Source organism: Nostoc sp. LPT (genome assembly GCF_017115165.1).
Taxonomy (GTDB): domain Bacteria; phylum Cyanobacteriota; class Cyanobacteriia; order Cyanobacteriales; family Nostocaceae; genus Nostoc.
Map to the genome: position 1 here is coordinate 151,020 of NZ_JABXKF010000139.1, position 17,561 is coordinate 168,580.

The 17,561-nt window shown below is 37.5% G+C and carries 10 protein-coding genes; 6 read left to right on the forward strand and 4 right to left on the reverse strand.

The genetic code is table 11. The annotated features are described in order from the left end of the window. Positions 1 to 212 precede the first annotated feature (212 nt). The gene (gene rpiA, locus HWQ58_RS26470; protein WP_292869444.1) at positions 213 to 920 is read right to left on the reverse strand and encodes a ribose-5-phosphate isomerase RpiA; all 708 of its coding nucleotides are present in this window, start codon (positions 918 to 920) and stop codon (positions 213 to 215) included. Positions 921 to 1,112: 192 nt separating this feature from the next. On the opposite strand from rpiA, the gene HWQ58_RS26475 reads away from it, so the two are divergent. Beyond that, positions 1,113 to 1,592 (forward strand): hypothetical protein, encoded by a 480-nt coding sequence (locus HWQ58_RS26475; protein WP_292869447.1) that lies wholly within the window; start codon positions 1,113 to 1,115, stop codon positions 1,590 to 1,592. 154 nt (positions 1,593 to 1,746) lie between these two features. After that, positions 1,747 to 2,421 (forward strand): S-layer homology domain-containing protein, encoded by a 675-nt coding sequence (locus tag HWQ58_RS26480; RefSeq protein WP_292869621.1) that lies wholly within the window; start codon positions 1,747 to 1,749, stop codon positions 2,419 to 2,421. Between the two features lie 31 nt (positions 2,422 to 2,452). Here HWQ58_RS26480 and HWQ58_RS26485 read toward each other — a convergent pair whose 3' ends face one another. The 3 genes from HWQ58_RS26485 to HWQ58_RS26495 all read right to left on the reverse strand — a co-directional run bounded on the left by HWQ58_RS26485 (position 2,453) and on the right by HWQ58_RS26495 (position 10,705). Then, positions 2,453 to 3,718 carry a hypothetical protein gene (locus HWQ58_RS26485; RefSeq protein WP_292869450.1) on the reverse strand — a complete coding sequence of 422 codons (1,266 nt, stop codon included), beginning with the start codon at positions 3,716 to 3,718 and terminating at the stop codon, positions 2,453 to 2,455. Positions 3,719 to 4,452: 734 nt separating this feature from the next. Continuing rightward, positions 4,453 to 6,759 carry a hypothetical protein gene (locus tag HWQ58_RS26490; protein ID WP_292869453.1) on the reverse strand — a complete coding sequence of 769 codons (2,307 nt, stop codon included), beginning with the start codon at positions 6,757 to 6,759 and terminating at the stop codon, positions 4,453 to 4,455. A 1-nt stretch (position 6,760) separates the two neighbouring features. Further along, the gene (locus tag HWQ58_RS26495) at positions 6,761 to 10,705 is read right to left on the reverse strand and encodes a hypothetical protein (RefSeq protein WP_292869456.1); all 3,945 of its coding nucleotides are present in this window, start codon (positions 10,703 to 10,705) and stop codon (positions 6,761 to 6,763) included. Between the two features lie 310 nt (positions 10,706 to 11,015). On the opposite strand from HWQ58_RS26495, the gene HWQ58_RS26500 reads away from it, so the two are divergent. The 4 genes from HWQ58_RS26500 (at position 11,016) to HWQ58_RS26515 (ending at position 17,543) form a co-directional block, all read left to right on the forward strand. Further along, positions 11,016 to 13,925: a DUF3131 domain-containing protein gene (locus HWQ58_RS26500; RefSeq protein ID WP_292869459.1), complete on the forward strand. Its 2,910-nt coding sequence runs from the start codon at positions 11,016 to 11,018 to the stop codon at positions 13,923 to 13,925. A gap of 368 nt (positions 13,926 to 14,293) precedes the next feature. Then, entirely contained in the window at positions 14,294 to 16,288 is a 1,995-nt protein-coding gene (locus HWQ58_RS26505) for a glycosyltransferase (RefSeq protein ID WP_292869462.1), read from the forward strand. Positions 16,289 to 16,414: 126 nt separating this feature from the next. Continuing rightward, the gene (locus tag HWQ58_RS26510; RefSeq protein WP_292869465.1) at positions 16,415 to 17,128 is read left to right on the forward strand and encodes a PIG-L deacetylase family protein; all 714 of its coding nucleotides are present in this window, start codon (positions 16,415 to 16,417) and stop codon (positions 17,126 to 17,128) included. Positions 17,129 to 17,216: 88 nt separating this feature from the next. Continuing rightward, positions 17,217 to 17,543, forward strand: a complete 327-nt coding sequence (locus HWQ58_RS26515; RefSeq protein ID WP_292869468.1) for an STAS domain-containing protein — start codon at positions 17,217 to 17,219, stop codon at positions 17,541 to 17,543. Positions 17,544 to 17,561 lie beyond the last annotated feature (18 nt).

The window sequence follows — 17,561 nt, forward strand, 5'->3', positions numbered from 1 at the left end:
TTTCGTGTCACGCAATAGTTTTGTTATTAAAACAGAATTCAGGAGTCAGGAGCAAAGCCAAAGACGCTCCGCCAAAGCGTCAGAATTCAGGATGAATTCTTTACAACTAGCGAATTTTGTTAAATTTCTGTTTCAACTCACTAGAATCTTGCTTAGTTTTGGATTTTAGATGTATCTGAAATCTAAAATCCAAAATCTAAAATCCAAAATTCTTACAGTTGCCGCACTAATGGCTGACCATCTTTGACTTCACCAATCAAAACTAAATCGACACAGTTAACGAAGATGCCATTTTCCAGAACGCCGGGAATGTTATTCAATGTCTTTTCTAGTCCGGCTGGATCTTCAATAGAGTCAAATCTGACATCTAAGACAAAGTTCCCTTGGTCAGTGATTACTGGCCCAGCTTTTTTTACACCCATGCGGAGTTCTGGTTGACCACCGAGTTTTTTGATGGCACTGGTTACAGGAGTAATTGCCATTGGAATTACTTCCACGGGCACAGCGAAACTAGAACCTAAGCGGTCTACTAACTTACCACTGTCTACTACGACGATGAACTGTTCTGCTAGGTAGTCTACGACTTTTTCGCGGGTATGTGCTGCACCACCGCCTTTAATCAAATTCTTCTGCGGATCGACTTCATCTGCGCCATCAATGGCAATATCGATGCGATCAATAGCATCTAAGGTGGCCAGAGGAACACCGTACTGCTTCGCCAGCACTTCTGACTGAAACGAGGTAGGTATACCAATGATATCTTTGAGTTCACCAGACTTGAGGCGATCGCCCAAAAACTGAATCGTATATGCTGTAGTTGACCCCGTACCCAACCCGACAATGGAACCCGACTTGACTAGGGCGGCGGCGGCTTTGCCAACTTCTTGCTTCATCAACTTTACGGGATCTGCTGCTGTCATTCCCAAAACTCCTGAAAAACTGACTATAGTCCATAGTAGTGGGCAGATAACGTCAAAAGATAAAAGGTAAAAAACAAGTTTTTGCTAGTTTCTACTTCCTTGATTAGGGACTTCCAAAAAATAAAACATCCTAGTGTCCGGAACAAAGGAGATGACTGATGTAGAAATAATGTATATTAATATACGAATTTAATGAACCACCCCCAGTACACCGTTCCTACTTTTAAGCAACTTTTCGCTGAGATTGACCCGGAAATAGCAAATACCTTCACGGTAGAGCAATTAGAAGCGATAAAAAAGGGTTTGTCCTCTCGTGCTAGGACACGTCATTCTATAGACATAAGAGTTTCAGTACCAATTCCCGGATTAAGGTTTTATCTGGTGTTGCTAGCAGGTTCAGAACGTCGCTCTCAAGTGCGTTTACGCTCTGAAAAAGGTTTATATCCTTTTTGGACTCCTGCCAATATCTTGTTCCTCATAGGATTTCTAATCATTCTATCGACTTGTAGCTACACTATATTTTCTTTTGCATTGTCTTCACTTACTCCCACATCTAGCTCCTATTACCCTACTTCAATTCCTTGGATTGACGATAAATCAGAATGTGAACACACTGGTAGAATCTGGAATCATGGGAAGTGCTGGGATACTGAACACAGTCCTAATTTTTAAAATTTATAGCCACACCCTGCGTAGCTAAAGCAACATTGCCCAGCCTAAATTCGTCACTAGCTGAGTTACAGGTTATTAGAAACACCAAATTTTGCGTTAACCTCAGTAACGTAGTTTTTTAAATTCACGTTAGTAGTTAAAAGTGCTTATCATGATGCGTCAGCTTTCAATTTCTCTATCTTTAATGGCACTACTACAAAGCTTGCCAGCAATTGCTCAAGTACCAGAATCTACTTCTGGAATCCCATCTGATTCCATTCAACAGGTAACTGCTGTCAAATGGATGACAAACTTTCCCGATGGCAAATTTTATCCCGAAAGGTTAGTGAGTCGGGCAGAATTAGCCTCGATTATGGTAAAAGCATTTCGCCTAGATAAAAGAGAAGCTGTTACCAAAGAAAATTTAACTATTCCAGATGTTCCTCGTTCTTATTGGGCATTTAATGATATACAGACAGTCTTAAAAACTGACATCATGAAAGGCTATCGAGGCAATGAATTCTTCCCTAACCAAAAGGTGACAAGGGCAGAAGCTTTGGCTATTTTCGCCCAGGCTTATGGTGTATTTCAATTTCCTGATGCCGCTGTGAATGAGATTCTAGCTTCACATCCAGATGAAAAATCTATCCCAGCTTGGGCTAGAAAAGCGATCGCTACAGTCGCTACTGAGGGATTTCTGAATACAGATGCTCAAGGCAATATTTCTCCATTAAAACCCGTAACCCGTGGGGATATGGCTTATGTATTGAGTAAATATTTGCAACGACAACAGCAACAACCCGAAACACCAGAAGTTCCGATGATTCCAAATAGCCCACAATCACCTTAACTAGACTTTATCAAGCCAACGTACTCAAAATCTAGTTTTGACCCGGATTTCTATACTTGTCTTGAAGTTGACGAAGAAGATATAAGGAATTAGATTGTGTTGGTTGCTGCAAGACATTATTCCCATAATTAGTTTGTGGTGGTTGGGTCGGTTGCTGCAAGCCATTATTCCCATAATTAGTTTGTGGTAGTTGGGTCGGTTGCTGCAAGCCATTATTCCCATAATTAGTTTGTGGTAGTTGGGTCGGTTGCTGCAAGCCATAATTCCCATATCCCACAGGGTTTGTGGGTGTGACAACACTTTGACTCGGACTTTGGCTAGAGTAAGGTACAGTATTACTTGGTACTACATTAGGCACTACTTGACCGTTATTTAAATTATTGTAGGGATTTTGCGGTAAGTTCGTACCCGTAGTTAACCCATTATTAGGCAATACCTGACCGTTATTTAAATTCCTGTAGGAATTTTGTGGTAAGTTCGTACCCGTTGACGTGTTGCCTGTCACAGGAGTTAACCCAGTGCTTGGTATAGAATTCTGACTGGTTAAGCTATTGATGGGTGGCATTAAGGTTGTTCCTGGAACGGAGACTTGCCCTAAAGCATTTGTCTGAGTTGCAGTGGTACTATTGAAGCTAGACAATTTCTGGTTTGTCGATTGATTAAGCGCTGCTTGCAGAGGGTTGATAGAGAGAGAATTTTGATTCTTATTGGTTTGATTAGTGAATCCAACATCCAGGCTAGAAGATGTTTGGTCTCCCCCTGTTGGTGCAGACGCCGCATTTAAGGTTTTAAAACCTAGAAACTGGTTACTACTATTAACTGTTCCAGTACGCAATAAATTGTCTGTTTGTTGGACAAAGGGATTTTTCGCGGTTGAGGAGGTGTCGCCGTTAACGCCTAAATCAGGATTTAATTTGGTATTATTAGCAGACTTTTGTTTGTTAATTACATCATCTAATAAGCCTTTGCTCTTTTTTGCCTCAGTCTTTTGCTCAGACCCATTTGCGGTTGATGAGACAGTTGCTTGCTCAAAGTCATTAAATAAAACTGGCAGGTTATCAATATCTGCGGCAATAGCTTTGTTTTCTTGTGACAGGGAGGAATCAGCAGATTTTTCTAAAACGACAGGTTTTTTTTGCTTATAAACGAAAATATCTGGGTTTGACCAGTATTCCCAGGTTGCTAGCCCAACTACAGATAAAAAAATCGCAGTTCCCCAAAAACCAGGCCGCCCTAGATTCCATAACCTGGCTTTTAGATAGCGTAAGTAGGCGGGAGGATAATGACGATTTGGCATGGGATTTGGTAAGTGAGATTTACTAGAAATTGATGAAATTCGACGGAAGAGGCATTGCTGTTTGATGCTTTTATCTGCCTGGGAAGGAAATGTCTCAACTAAAGTTCGATTGTGATTTCATCGTAACTTCTCAAGAAATTATTAGTCATTAGGAAGTCAAAAATTTACTATTTACGTTTTTATACTAAACATTTTAGTTTAACAGGTTTTGAGTATCTTAGCTGCGATCGCCCCAGCTTCCATTTTCGCTATCTTGATTTTCTACAGGACTAACAACTTATTGATGGTGCTTACCGAAGAATGGATAGCTTTTACAATATCTACAATATTCACTTTGAGTAGCAGAGGTGGCATCTGTGTGGTGGAAATATTTAAAATACCCCGCTTTTGTCACTCTCCGAAAACTTTTGCCATAGAAAACTGCTGTAGTTAATAAAAAATAATTACCAACTGTAACTTTTTTGTAACGATTCAGGTGCAGGGATAGGGCAAATGCATCTCAATTTTGACAAACTGGTAAGTAGAGGTGTGTTTAAAGTAGTATAAATAGACTAAATGACTAATTAAGTGAGCGATCGCTAGTTCTACCTCTTTCAATAAATCCTAAATATGTCAGAGATTGCTGATTTCTCGGCTTCTAAGCTTTTGTCGTTAGATTGCGATCGGGGTTTGCGGTGCAGTTTCCGAAATAAGCAGGCGCAGGGATGCGTTGATGTTTAATATAAACCTGTTTTTCAATTTTCAATTAATACCTTTGCCACTTTTTGTAGCAAAGATGATTGACTATTATCACTGATCTTTAAAACATTTTGAGTTAATGTACTAAAATGTAAAGCTGTGATAGGATGCTCGATAAGTTCAGATGTATGAATTGGCGTTTGGGAATATGTCTTCCCAATCAAATGATAAACTCTAAACCCTTTATTAAGAGAACTATCCATATTTTTACCAGGCGGAACATAATACTGAACAAATATTTTGTTTTGCAAATCAAAACATATCATATTTTGTATTCGCTTAATGGGTCTAACTTCACCACTATAATACGATACCAAGGGGAATAATCTACTACTATTCTCATCTTGAATTTCTCGGTTAATTTTTAAAGTTCCCTTTTCCATGTCTTCAATAATACCATTGCGTCCAATTAAAGTTGGTGTATAAAAGTCATTTGTATAGCAACTAATATATAACTGCTCCGATTCATCTACAAAATATTGTTGATCGTCAATTAACTTTTCTGACTTATTTTTCTGTCTTCTTAAAAATGGAAATTCCTTTTCGATCTGTTTCATATCGCGCATTATATTTTTAATATATATGCAACTATCTTTATATAAGAATTCTACTGCTACTGCTTTAGCTTTCTTTTTTCGTGGGCTACGTACATATATAGTAAAAAACTTTTTTTCGGTAAATGATTGAGGAGCAATTTGCAAGCCAAAGCTAGAATCTACAAGACTTTGCCTCATCCAATTCTTAATTCCCAATTCAATCAAGACCTTCTGAAATTCAGGTGCAATATTTACCTTGTAATTATCGCAGAAATTTTTCCATTGTTCGCCATCTGTTTGACCTTTTAAATAGCATAAAATAGAATCCTCTACGTCCAAAAATTTCCCATTCGTAAAAGCTTGTGTATCCTGGCGCAGAGTATCTTCATCAATTTTCTTATCTATATAATTGAGAACAGACCCAGAATATTTTACTCCAACAGCCCTAAATTCTGTTATGTTTATCCCCTGTGTGCTAAAAAACTCTCCTGTATCCAAATATTTAAATTTTCTCTTTAACTGTGAATAGAAATCTACTTTCACTTTATTATCTATTTGTGTTGATGGATACCAGAAACCATCGTCTTTCTGGTAAGCCATTGAACCCACTTCTTTCTCCAACTGTTTATTAAAAACTAAATAATTTTTTCCCTTATCAAGTTTAATATTCGACCAGGAAACCACTTCAGTAATTTTCCAGCAAGGCTCGTCCTCATTTTCCACTACTTGTTCATAAGTACTAACAGTCTTTCCTGAATTATAAAATGTGAGTAAAAATATCCCTTGATGTTTAAGAAAATTTTTCATAAATTGTTTGTCAGATTCAGTCAGATCAATTCCCGTATTGTTAATAATCTCTAATAATTCTACAGATTCTATATTTTTGATAAAATGGTTTTCTAAGTAATGGTCAGCCTGAAAATGAAGGAGATTAAAATTAATACCACACTCACTTAAAAAGCTCTCAAGTTTTGTCATAAGATTTTGATAATGATAAACCTGAGTCTTTTTGAACTTGTCAAAATCTTCCTGAACTTTAGGAAATTGCATAAAATGAATAGAATTTTGGCGACGAGCATCAAGGTCACGTTCAAAGTAGTAGTTCTTATTTTTATAGACTAACAACTCTCCCAAATCATCACTATCTGTAGTTATATACTCATCATTTGGTAACAATAGTCGCCTTTTTCGAGATAAGGTTAATGTGAGTACATTATGGTTGTTGTATTTGATTAAAAGATTCTGTCCCCAGACTATTAGAGCATTTTCTGATTTGCTAAGACTCCTAGAATGCTGTAATAGTAATTCCTCAAATCCATTCATTGTTTCTACAGATAAACCTTGAGACAGAAGATAAAATTTAAAAACTAAGTTAAAAATTCTTTCTTGATTCTTACTAAATAACTGTTTCCATCCAGAATGACTATTATTTGGGGATAAAAAGAACACATTTTTTTTATCATCAACGTAGGAAAGAAAGTATTGAATATCTGAATATTTAGATTTTACTCCATTCACAGAAAGTCGTTCTTGTATTTGACTTTTAATGAATTTATGCCGTTTTTTATAATAATTAGTCTGTGAATCTTCATCTTGGGAATTCTCATCTTCAGGAACTTGATATTCAGGAGTAAAATGCTCAATCCCTATATTGTTCTTAAACAGATATAGGAAAAGTTTTTCAGCAACCTCTTCTGGCTTCATTAATATCTCTAACTGGTTGGTTCTTGATTTATCTGAGAATGCTTTAGTCATTTTATCTTTCATTTTATTTTCCTGTTTGGAATAAAAATTTTTTGAGTATATTAGATTCGACTGGAATATTGTAGCGATCAAAGTAAATCAAATTGCCTGAAAATAAGGTTGATGAGTATTGATGATTTTTTTCTTGTTTTGCGTGCAAATTTAGAAGTAAACCTTTCACAGTAATAAATTCTGGATAGTCTGAAACAATAGCATTCAGCTTTTTTTGGGTTTTTTCCAACGTCTGATTTGAAAGGCGATTTCCCGAAGCTATACTCCATGCTTTAACATCAATACAAAACAGCGTATTGTCCTTGATATAGTACAAATCAAACCGCTCATACAACTTGGGATATTTTTTGAAATCTAACAATTGCTCAAAACCGTAGGTGTCTTTTATAGCTTTCCAGTCTTTATCTTTGAAAACTACATCTTTAATCCAGCGTTCCGTGAAATTTTCGGTCAGTGATGGATACAACACATCATAAAAGAAATGTGGACGCGGAATGTAATTATTAAAAATTTCCGGTTGTGGGATCAACTCGTTGTACAATCTGTAAATTGAATCAGTTGAAGGATTCAACAAGCCAATTTCATTTCCTTCTAAGTCATAGCTTTGAGCGTTTGTTTTGAGATATTCAGGATATAACCGCTTCTGATAAGGATAGATTTTTTCTCCATTGATGCTATCACTGATAATCTGAAACTTTTTCCCATCTTCCTTTACAGAAGCTAAATATGGGGTAAATTCAGATTGTTCAACGTTGTGATAAAATAATGAGTCAAGAAATTCATCAGGAAATAGCTTTAACTCTCTTAAATTTTTTAGATATCTATCTGGCTCTTTAAAAACAACAGGCTCGCGTAAAGCATTCCACTTTTTTGTGATAGCAAAGGTATTGTTATCTTGGTGATGGTGAAAATTATCAATTTCATCTAACATTTTTTCTCTAAAGTTTTGGAAATATAGAAAAGCATTAGCCTCATGATAAACATGCTCATCATAATCATTAATTACTCTTTTTTTCTCTTCTTCTTGAACACTTAAATAAACTTTGTAATTATTAACGGAAAATTTACGGATTTCATTAGGTTCTTCTTGCTTCAGATATCTGTAAAAATTCACTAAATTTTTTCTGGTTTCTTCATTTACAAAAATTTTAATCGCTTGGTTGGGAAAATCACGTCTCTCAGATCTGCCAATAGCTTGCAAAATTGCTTTTCCTAATAAAATTTGGTGTTGCTGGTCTCGAAATGCTCCAGCTTCTGGTTGACTCAGATATTTGTTGAAATCTTTGATTTCCAGATTAGAGTCTCCCAAATTTACAATACTTTTCATCAATGCAAAATGATAACGTGTCGTAGATTTCTCAGACTCTTTTGATTTCTTAAGTGATGGTTTCATGACTGTATAGTAACTGTCCATTAACAAAACCAAAGAGTCAAAATCTTTTTCATCGCCGTTGTGATTTTTTATGATAGGGTTCAATCCTTTTGATGCTGACTGATAAGCCGAGATAAAGAAAATTTTCTGCCCTTCTTCTTCAACAAGCTCATTCAAATATGTTTTTTTAGTTGTTTTATCAAAGTAAAGACTATTGAAGGATGCTTCATAAAAAATTATTTTAATACGAATATTACTCTGATATTTTTTATGCCTTAAGTTGACGTAATATATGTTTGGATGTTCTGATGATTTCTCAAGTCCAAAGTTACCATGATGAAGTTTATCCCAAAAATTCATCAACTTTTTAATCCAGCGTAGGGTTTGAGTAAAAGCGATTGTTTCTTTAATTAAATCTTCTTCAAAGAGGTAAAATAAAAAACGAATAAAATTTTTTATTTCTTGAATTTTGTAAATACTAAACCAAGTACCATCATTTTTACAATCATTAATAAAATCTTTTAAAATATTGTTTTCAAATCTTTCTGCAACTTCTTGAGTTTTGTTATTGGGAAAAGATGATAAATTTTCGTTGAAAAAACTTACTGTAATCTGTCGCTTGGAACCACGCTGATTTCTGATCTCTTCACAAAGCAATATTTCTTCTTCAACCATTGCCTTAAATGAACTTTTACCAGATTCATTACGTAAATTATCTTCTAAATAACGCATATCATAACTTGTACTTAAATCTCCAAAGACCCCTCCTGTTGCTGAGATAAGAAAAATTACATTACTATTATTACATAACATTGAATTTATCTTGAATTCTGGTGAGGTCAATATTGCAGTACTCCCAATAGAAACTTCCCTAAGCGTGTGATCAATCAAGTTATTTTTGGGATTTTGATAACGAGAAATTTCTTTAATATTTATGATAGACTTATAACTTTCATAGACATAGGTACGGTTTAAGTATTTTAGCAGTTGATTTGGTAATGAGCTTTCTTCACTTGCTTTTTGGACTTTAGCTATCTGTTTTGACCAAATATCTAAAGAACGAGATTGAGAATCTTCAGCATCTAAAACATTAGCCAGAAAATCTTTGATGGTTTTGATTTGTAATCGAACAGTCAGAATGGCATAAATCAATTCTGCTACAGAGGTATTGTCTGCAATTTTTTCCTCAGTTATGTGAACATGACCACCGGCAGGTCTGGTTAAAAACAATTTTTTCAGAGATTCAATATTGTAGATGTATAGGTTGTTATATGAGAAAATGCTCATCAATTCATCACTGATTTTGTTGTAAAGCTGCTGAGGAATCAATAAACTTCTATTGTTCTCAAATTTTGAAAAAACTCTGCATAACATTTCAAAATTTAATACAATGGGATTCTCTTGCTTGGAATCATTTAAAATTGCAATAATTTCTTCCCTTGATTTATCAAGCCCTTTTTTAATCGTTACTACCTTTTCTAAAAATTTGATAGAGTTTCCTTCCTCGAAGGTTAGCCGTTGATATACGGGGGCAAACTTTTGCAATTTTGGGTCAATATCTTTGTTTTTATCAAAATGTTCTTGAAATTCGTGGAAAGCTCCTTTATTCTTCTCTACAAAATTTAGAAATTCTCTGTTTTGAATAGAAAAAAGAATAGAAAGTTCCCTAGTAATAGATGATAGTGCATTATTAATTGCCAACATTTGAGGTGAGATGATATCAATTTTTTTATCTAGCATAATTTGATAACCATCTTCCTGCTCATCAAATGCAAGGATAAACTTTCTGGAGTTATTCGTGTGCTGAATAATGTATTTGTCAAGCTCGTTGCTTTTTTTTACCCATGTTTTATCTTTATAGACAAAGTATGGAATAAAGGTTTCAAATTTATCATAAGTAAGCATTAAAATACCAGATTTATCTTGCAGGAGATGAAGGGGAAAAAATATCTCAATTAACTTTAAACATTCATCAGTCCAACTTGAACGCTCCAATTTAGATTTGATTGTAAATTCTAAAAAGTCTTCAAGTAAATTATTTATTTCACGTCTTGCTTTTGTAGTCTCAGAGCTATTCAATTCCTCATCTCCAAAGCCCACAGTTTTGATATACTCAAGACGGCTTATGACTTTTTCTACTGTCTTAAGTTTTTGTTGATTTTCCTGAACCTTTTCATGAGGATATACTTTTGGATCAATCTTCCAAAACTGTTTATTTTTAAGGATTGAATGTATACATTTTTTGTATAATTTTATATATTTATCCGCCATTTTCATTTCTAATGAATTTAGTTTATAGACGGGAATATCTGGATATTGAGTAACGATTGAATTTGGAACACATAAATGTTCTCTTAATGGGGCAACATATATTCCAATTATCTGAGTATTTGGATACTGTTGAATCGTTTTATAAATTGCTTGAAACAATTGGTGAGTCTTTCCTGACCCTGTACCATAATTGATGAGTTTGAGTTGGGAACGGTTTTCTCGAAAACTATCTTCAATTGTTGTAAGGTAGGAATTCAGAATTTGGGAACGAGCAGATTCTGAATGCTGGCTAAAAGAGTTTTGTGGCTTTTGCATTACGTGTCATAGCTTGATTTAAAGTAATACATAATACCTAAGCTTGCTTAACTGACATATCTTTAGCTCAAGGCGGTTGAAATCGCTGTATATTAGGGCAAATTTGGACTGCACTTACTATATATAAAACTTTTCTTAAATCTCAAAAATATACCAGAATCCTCCGTTGATTTACCCAATCTGTCATAAATATATAACAAATATCCGTGTAATTCACCCTGATATTTAGAACTTTTGCGAATATCATTCACTAGCGCTACTCGACTCTATCGATAGCTGTACAGACGCGCTCCTAACTTCTTCTTTGCTTATGCTATACAAGCACCATCAACAAAAGCTGTTGAGATGGATTGCATTGTTTCTAATTGGAACATTTCTGCAATTTTTGTTTTACATCCCGACACCAGTCTTATCTCAAAATTCTAATAGCTGTAGCAATATTACAACCCCGCTCACATCTGAAGAACAAACTTATGCTCGTGCGGCTTGGCAGTATTTTGTCAAAAATTATCAGCCAGCAACGGGATTTACCAATTCTACTGGGGGTTATCCTTCAGGTACACTCTGGGATATGGGTAACTACCTGATGGCATTAAATGCTGCACGATGGTTGAATCTTACCGATCAAGCAGACTTTGATTCCCGCCTCAATAAGTTTTTGACGACTCTCAACAGCCTGAAATTATTTGAAGATGCTTTGCCCAATAAAGTCTATAACGCAGCTACCGCAAAGATGGTTGATTATGGTAACAATCCACTAGAACAAGGTATTGGTTGGTCTGCTTTGGATGTTGGGCGAATACTGGCTGCGTTTGATGTCATTCGTACCTGTCATCCTCAATATAATGACTGGCTCAAGGGAATTGTCGCAAAATGGCAGGTGGCGCGATCGCTCAAAGATGGACAACTTTTTGGCGCTACTGTTCTCCCTGACAAAAAAACCTTACTCGTGCAAGAAGGACGACTCGGCTACGAAGAATACGGCGCTAGGGGTTATCAACTTTGGGGTTTCTCAGCACCCAAGGCTATTGCTTTAGAACCGTTTAAGTTAGTTGAAATTAATGGTGTGCAAATTCCTGTTGATAGCCGTGACTTTCAAAGCACCAACGCTAATAATTATGTTGTGAGTGAGTCTTATATCCTTGATGGGATTGAATTTGGCTTACAAGGTGAGTTAGCTGATTTTGCTGCCAGGGTTTTAGATGTGCAAAAACGACGTTTTGATACCACAGGTCAGTTAACTGCGGTAACAGAAGATAATATCGACCAAGCACCTTATTTTCTCTACAACACCGTTTATGCCAACGGTGCAAACTGGGCAACTATTACCGATGCCAATCAACCTTATCCACAGTTTCGCAGCATCAGTACAAAAGCTGCTTTTGGCTGGCGCTATCTGTTTCCAGATAATGCTTATGCCCAAAAAGTTTTTGATGCAGTCAAGGATCTCCGCAGTCCTGATGATAGTGGTTACTATGCTGGGATCTATGAAGAATCAAAACAACCCAATAAAGCTTTGACGGGTAATACTAATGGGTTAATTTTGGAGATTTTATACTACAAAGCTAGGGGAAATCACCCTTTAATTGCTTCCACTTCTGCGAGTGTGTCTAGTGGTAAGCCGAGTGAAAATGCTTCTGGTGTAACACCCTCAAATCAACCGAATTCTACTGGTAATCCCAGTGAAAATGCTTCTGGTGCAACACCTGCAAATCAACCGAATTCTACTGGCAACCCCAGTGAAAATGCTTCTGGTGCAACACCTGCAAATCAACCGAATTCTACTGTTAAGACACCGATCGCAACTCCTGCGGATACTTCTAAACCTACAGAAGTGACCGTTGCACCTATTCCAGCAGTGGATAGTCCCCAGCCATCATCTAATCTGAAACTAGATCGATCGCTGACGCCTGTTGAACGGCGCTATGCAGAGGCGGCTTGGCGATACTTTCAAGCGAATTATCACGCCAAGAGTGGGCTGATAGACGATCGCAGTGATTTCAAAGGTGCAACCCTTTGGGGATTGGGAGATTATCTCGCAGCACTCCATGCGGCGGGATCGCTCGATACAATTACTCCCAAAGAATTTGACCAGCGCACTCGCCATCTCTTAGCAGCCTTGACAAAGTTACCGTTATTTGCTGGGGAATTGCCGAGTCGGAGTTATGATACCAGAACTCTCCAACCAGTTGATTATGGTGGAAATCCAGTTCCAGAAGGAAACGGTTGGTCAGCTTTAGATTTAGGTAGAATGCTGGCAGCGCTGTACAACTTAAAAAGCTGTCATCCAGAATACACGGCTGCCGTAGATAAAATTGTGCTGGATTGGTCATACTTGCGTGTGGTGCGCGAAGGTATTCTTTCTAGTGCCACCGTTACCAAAGAGCAAGATGGGCGATATCTCACCCGCGTTAACCCCGAAACTCGCTTGGGTTATGAGGAATATGCCGCTCGTGCTTTTCAATTATGGGGGTTTAATCTTGATCGTTCTGCTGTTGGGGGTGAATATCAAACTACCTCAGTGGAGGGATTGAAAGTCCCAATTCAACGCCATCGCACAGATACTAATTCCAAAAACCAATACACAGTTAGCAATCCTTTTGTACTCTATGCATTGGAGTTTGGATTAGATCGACAAATGCGATCGCTCTTTGAACCAATTTTTCAAGCACAAGCTGAACGTTACCGTCGCACCGGCATCTTCACAGCCTCAGCCACCACCTTAATCGATCGTAAACCTTACACTGTCCACAGTACAATTACTGGACAAGGGAAGTCTTGGGTAGCTTTAGGAGATGACGGTAAACCTCTACCAAAGGAGCGATTGGTAAGTACAGCAGTAGCTTTTGCCTATAATTCTCTGCTTCCAGAAAATAAGTATAGTCAACAGTTACTGCAAGGAACCACTGACTTATATAATCCATTAGTTGGATTTTATGAGGGCTTCTATGAAACCACAGGCAAAACAGCAGTTGGTTTTACCAGCAGCACCAACAGTATGATTTTGCAATCCTTGCTATACAATGTGACAAATCGACAACCCTTAATTCGTCCGATTACCACTATGAACTCCCTTTGGTGGCAGACAGTTACTAAGGGAGATTCTGGGCGAGGTCTACCAAACAGCGCCACACAACAAACCAAGTTAACTTCTGATAGTTCTGGAAGTTACTGGGTTTCAAATAGTGAAAATACTCAACTAGTAACTGGCACAAAATAAGATAACTGAAACCCTGTGTTCTAGGGTTGCCCTCATCCCCTAACCCCTTCTCCAATATGGGAGAAGGGGAACTAAAGTAGAGAATTTGCTCCCCTCTCCTAATTTTGGGAGAGAGAGGGGCTGGGGGTGAGGGCAAAACTCATACAGTCAGAAGATTTCAGCTTAAGTTGATACCAAATGATTAATAAATTGCCCCTACAGTGTGTAGTTTTGCATAAATCCTAGTAATATCAAAATTCTTGTAGAGACGTAGCTCAATAGAGCAACACAAATTTTGGGTTGGTCGAGAAAAATTTGTTAGTTACAAATTTAACTAGGGAATACTTGTTTTGATGAGGATGCAGATACATTAACTATTGAGTACTAAGATGACTTCAGTTTCTCTTACAAACTTTTCTGGTAACAGCCGCTCATTACTCAAAAAAAGAACGCTGTTATTTCGCTACCTGGCAGAAATCAATTTAATTTTTGGTATCTGGTATTTGCAATGGCGCGTCACCCATTCCATCAATTTTGATGCCCTCTGGATCTCGATTCCTTTGCTGATAGCAGAAATTTATAGCTATTTCGGTGGCATGATGTTTGTAATTGGGTTATGGCGACCTTTAGTCAGACAGATTAAGTCTCTCGACCAGATGATCCCACCTCTACCCAGATCCGACTGGCCAACAGTGGATGTGTTTGTCACCTGCTACAACGAGCCACCAGAAATTGTCGAAGAAACTGCCAAAGCTGCTCTAGCAATGGATTACCCGCCAACAAAGTTACGGGTTTATGTGCTGGATGATGGTAACTCGGCTGATATACGAGCTATGACAGAAAGATTGTGTATTCAGGATTTGCAATCACCACAACTACAACAAGAAGCAAATCGGATTGATGCAGAACACTCTTGTTTGTTAGAGCGCCTGAAGCAACTGGAAAATCTAACACCTAATACTCAAGCCGCAGAACAATGGCTGCAAGCATCATCAGAATCAGTGGTGAACCAGCCTGCTACTGGATTTGTGCAAAGTTTGCGACAGTTTATTCTTTGGCTACCTTCGACTCATCAAAGTATTAGCGATTCTCCTGCAAAGACGCTACGCGATCGTCTAACTACCGAACGCAAAGCTTTAGAAGAAGCTATTCGTAATAAAGAACTAGAACTAGTTGAACTCGCTCGTTTTCGCTACATTGCTCGTCCCAAACCGGCTGGTGTACCCCACCACGCTAAAGCGGGTAACCTCAATTACGCTATTTTTTCTGGAGAAACTTCAGGACAGTTTATTCTTACCCTAGATGCTGACCATATTCCCAAACCACAATTTCTCAAGCGAGTTGTGCCTTATTTTTACACCTATAATCTTTTAACAGGGAAATATGAGCATAATCAAATTGCTTTTGTACAGACACCCCAAGATTTTTACAACATTCCTCCAGGCGATCCCTTTGGGCATCAAGCACATTTATTTTATGGCCCACTCCAACAGGGAAAAGATGGCATGAATGCCGCCTTCTATACAGGAACAGATGCAGTATTAAGGCGTGAGGCATTGATTAGTGTTGGACTGCAATATTTTGCTGATGAGTATGCCAAAGATGAAAAACGTTTAGATGAATTTCAATTAGTTGGGGGTGTATCCAGTAACAGTATTACAGAAGATATGAATACAGCCATGCGTCTACATGGTGCTGGCTGGAAATCTGTTTATCATCATGAAGTTTTAGCAGAAGGTTTAGCACCAGATGACTTAAAATCTACCCTAAAACAGCGACTACGTTGGGCACAAGGTACTATCCAAGTGCTACTGAGAGAAAATCCATTGACAAAACCAGGGCTAACGTTTTGGCAACGATTGCATTACTTTAAGACAATGTATAGCTATTTTTCTGGTTTTGCTACTGTTGTGTTTATTTCTTGCCCAATCATCTATTTTTTCACAGACATTGTTCCAGTTAAATCCTACGGCCCTGATTTTGCCCTGCACTTTTTCCCAGCTTTTATTATCAACCGGTTGACTTTCATTGCCGCTACTTGGGGCATTCCGGCTAGAGAAGTTTGGCGAGCCGAACAATATGCGATCGCTTTATTTCCCTTATTCATTCAAGCCGTATTAAGTGTGTTTTTCGGGGGTAGCCTCAAATTCCAAGTAACACCTAAGCAGCGGCAATCTGGAATTTATCTCCAATTGGTTTGGCCCCAACTGGTTATTTTTGTCCTCACTATTCTAGGAATATTATGGAGCTTTTACCACTTTGCAATTGGCGATCTAAATAATCCTTCAGTTCACCTACTCAATGGTGCATGGGCTATCTATAACTTGTTACTTTTGTCAGCTATCATCCGCGCCTCTGTTTGGCAACCTCCAAAAGAAGCCTAAGAGGGGAGTATGGCACAAGGAGAAAAACTCCTAACTATGCCAATTTTGGATTTTAGATTGAAGGAAAAATCTAAAATCTAAAATTGAAAAACTCCTTGTTGATAAATCTAATCTAGAAAAACACCTATGAACACTTATTCAGACTCAAACAACTTTGGTCAGCGAAATGTCTTAACAATCTATGCTCATGCTGATGATGAAGTTTTACCTGCTGCTGGTACTCTCAGTCTGATGTCCAAAGCAGGATGGAATGTTCGTTGCTTAATTTTGACTGATGGCGGTTTTTCTAGTTCGCCTATTAAGGGTACACGTCATCAAGAAGCAGATGCAGCTGGTAAAATCATCGGTGCAACTTATGAGTTTCATGCACTTGAGGAGTGCAATTTCTCCACACAAGCAGTGATTAAAGTTACTGAAGAAGCTCTTGGGCGTTGGCAACCGGATCTGATTATTACTCACGCACCACAACCTGAAAAATATGGACATAGAGATCATGAAGTGTGTGCGATCGCAGTTTCTAATGTTGCTACCCGCAAAAATATACCCCTGTGGTATTCAGCACCACCTGTTTTTTTGCGCGGTTTTGAACCCAACTTTTTTGTGGATATCACCTCTGTAATTGAGGAAAAAGTTGCAGCGATCGGTTGTTATGAATCGGAGTTAAATAAAGCATTTATGCAACTCGATGCCATACTTGTTCTGTCTCGCTTTTGGGCACGAGAGTTAGGTCAGAAAGATGGCTATTTTGAAGCCTTTGAAATTTCTCGGCAATGGGTTGATGCTAGCTTTTTTACTGCAATAGCAAATAATAGTAATCGGCAAGTAGTAAAACAAAGCTAATTGCAGACTTTATCTATTGCGGTTTAATTAGGTCAATGCCAAAATATAACTACATAGTTTTCAAGCCAAATAATCGGAAAATAAAACCATGAGTTTGAATGTAAAAGTACTAGAAATATCTGGGATTTTAGATGGTATTAGAGGTAACGAACTACGTCGTGAAGTTAGTGGTCTGCTAGCAAACGGAGCTGATATTTTGTTGATCGACATGAAAGAAGTAAAGTTTATTGATAGCTCTGGTTTAGGTGCTTTAGTATCAGCAATGCAAATGGTACGAACTGCTAACGCTAAACTGTTTGTTTGTTCGATAAGCGATCAAGTCAGGATGTTATTTGAACTAACTAAAATGGATAGAATTTTTCAAACCTTTGCTGACAAAGATGAATTTTACCGCCAAGTGTTAGCAACACAATAGGCTGTTAAACAATCTAAA

What these genes read in the sequence shown, in the direction of transcription:
- HWQ58_RS26495 (WP_292869456.1), bottom strand. Translation starts at nt 10,705, where the DNA reads ATGCAAAAGCCACAAAACTCTTTTAGCCAGCATTCAGAATCTGCTCGT.
- HWQ58_RS26490 (WP_292869453.1), bottom strand. Translation starts at nt 6,759, where the DNA reads ATGAAAGATAAAATGACTAAAGCATTCTCAGATAAATCAAGAACCAAC.
- HWQ58_RS26505 (WP_292869462.1), top strand. Translation starts at nt 14,294, where the DNA reads ATGACTTCAGTTTCTCTTACAAACTTTTCTGGTAACAGCCGCTCATTA.
- HWQ58_RS26510 (WP_292869465.1), top strand. Translation starts at nt 16,415, where the DNA reads ATGAACACTTATTCAGACTCAAACAACTTTGGTCAGCGAAATGTCTTA.
- HWQ58_RS26485 (WP_292869450.1), bottom strand. Translation starts at nt 3,718, where the DNA reads ATGCCAAATCGTCATTATCCTCCCGCCTACTTACGCTATCTAAAAGCC.
- rpiA (WP_292869444.1), bottom strand. Translation starts at nt 920, where the DNA reads ATGACAGCAGCAGATCCCGTAAAGTTGATGAAGCAAGAAGTTGGCAAA.
- HWQ58_RS26515 (WP_292869468.1), top strand. Translation starts at nt 17,217, where the DNA reads ATGAGTTTGAATGTAAAAGTACTAGAAATATCTGGGATTTTAGATGGT.
- HWQ58_RS26500 (WP_292869459.1), top strand. Translation starts at nt 11,016, where the DNA reads ATGCTATACAAGCACCATCAACAAAAGCTGTTGAGATGGATTGCATTG.
- HWQ58_RS26480 (WP_292869621.1), top strand. Translation starts at nt 1,747, where the DNA reads ATGCGTCAGCTTTCAATTTCTCTATCTTTAATGGCACTACTACAAAGC.
- HWQ58_RS26475 (WP_292869447.1), top strand. Translation starts at nt 1,113, where the DNA reads ATGAACCACCCCCAGTACACCGTTCCTACTTTTAAGCAACTTTTCGCT.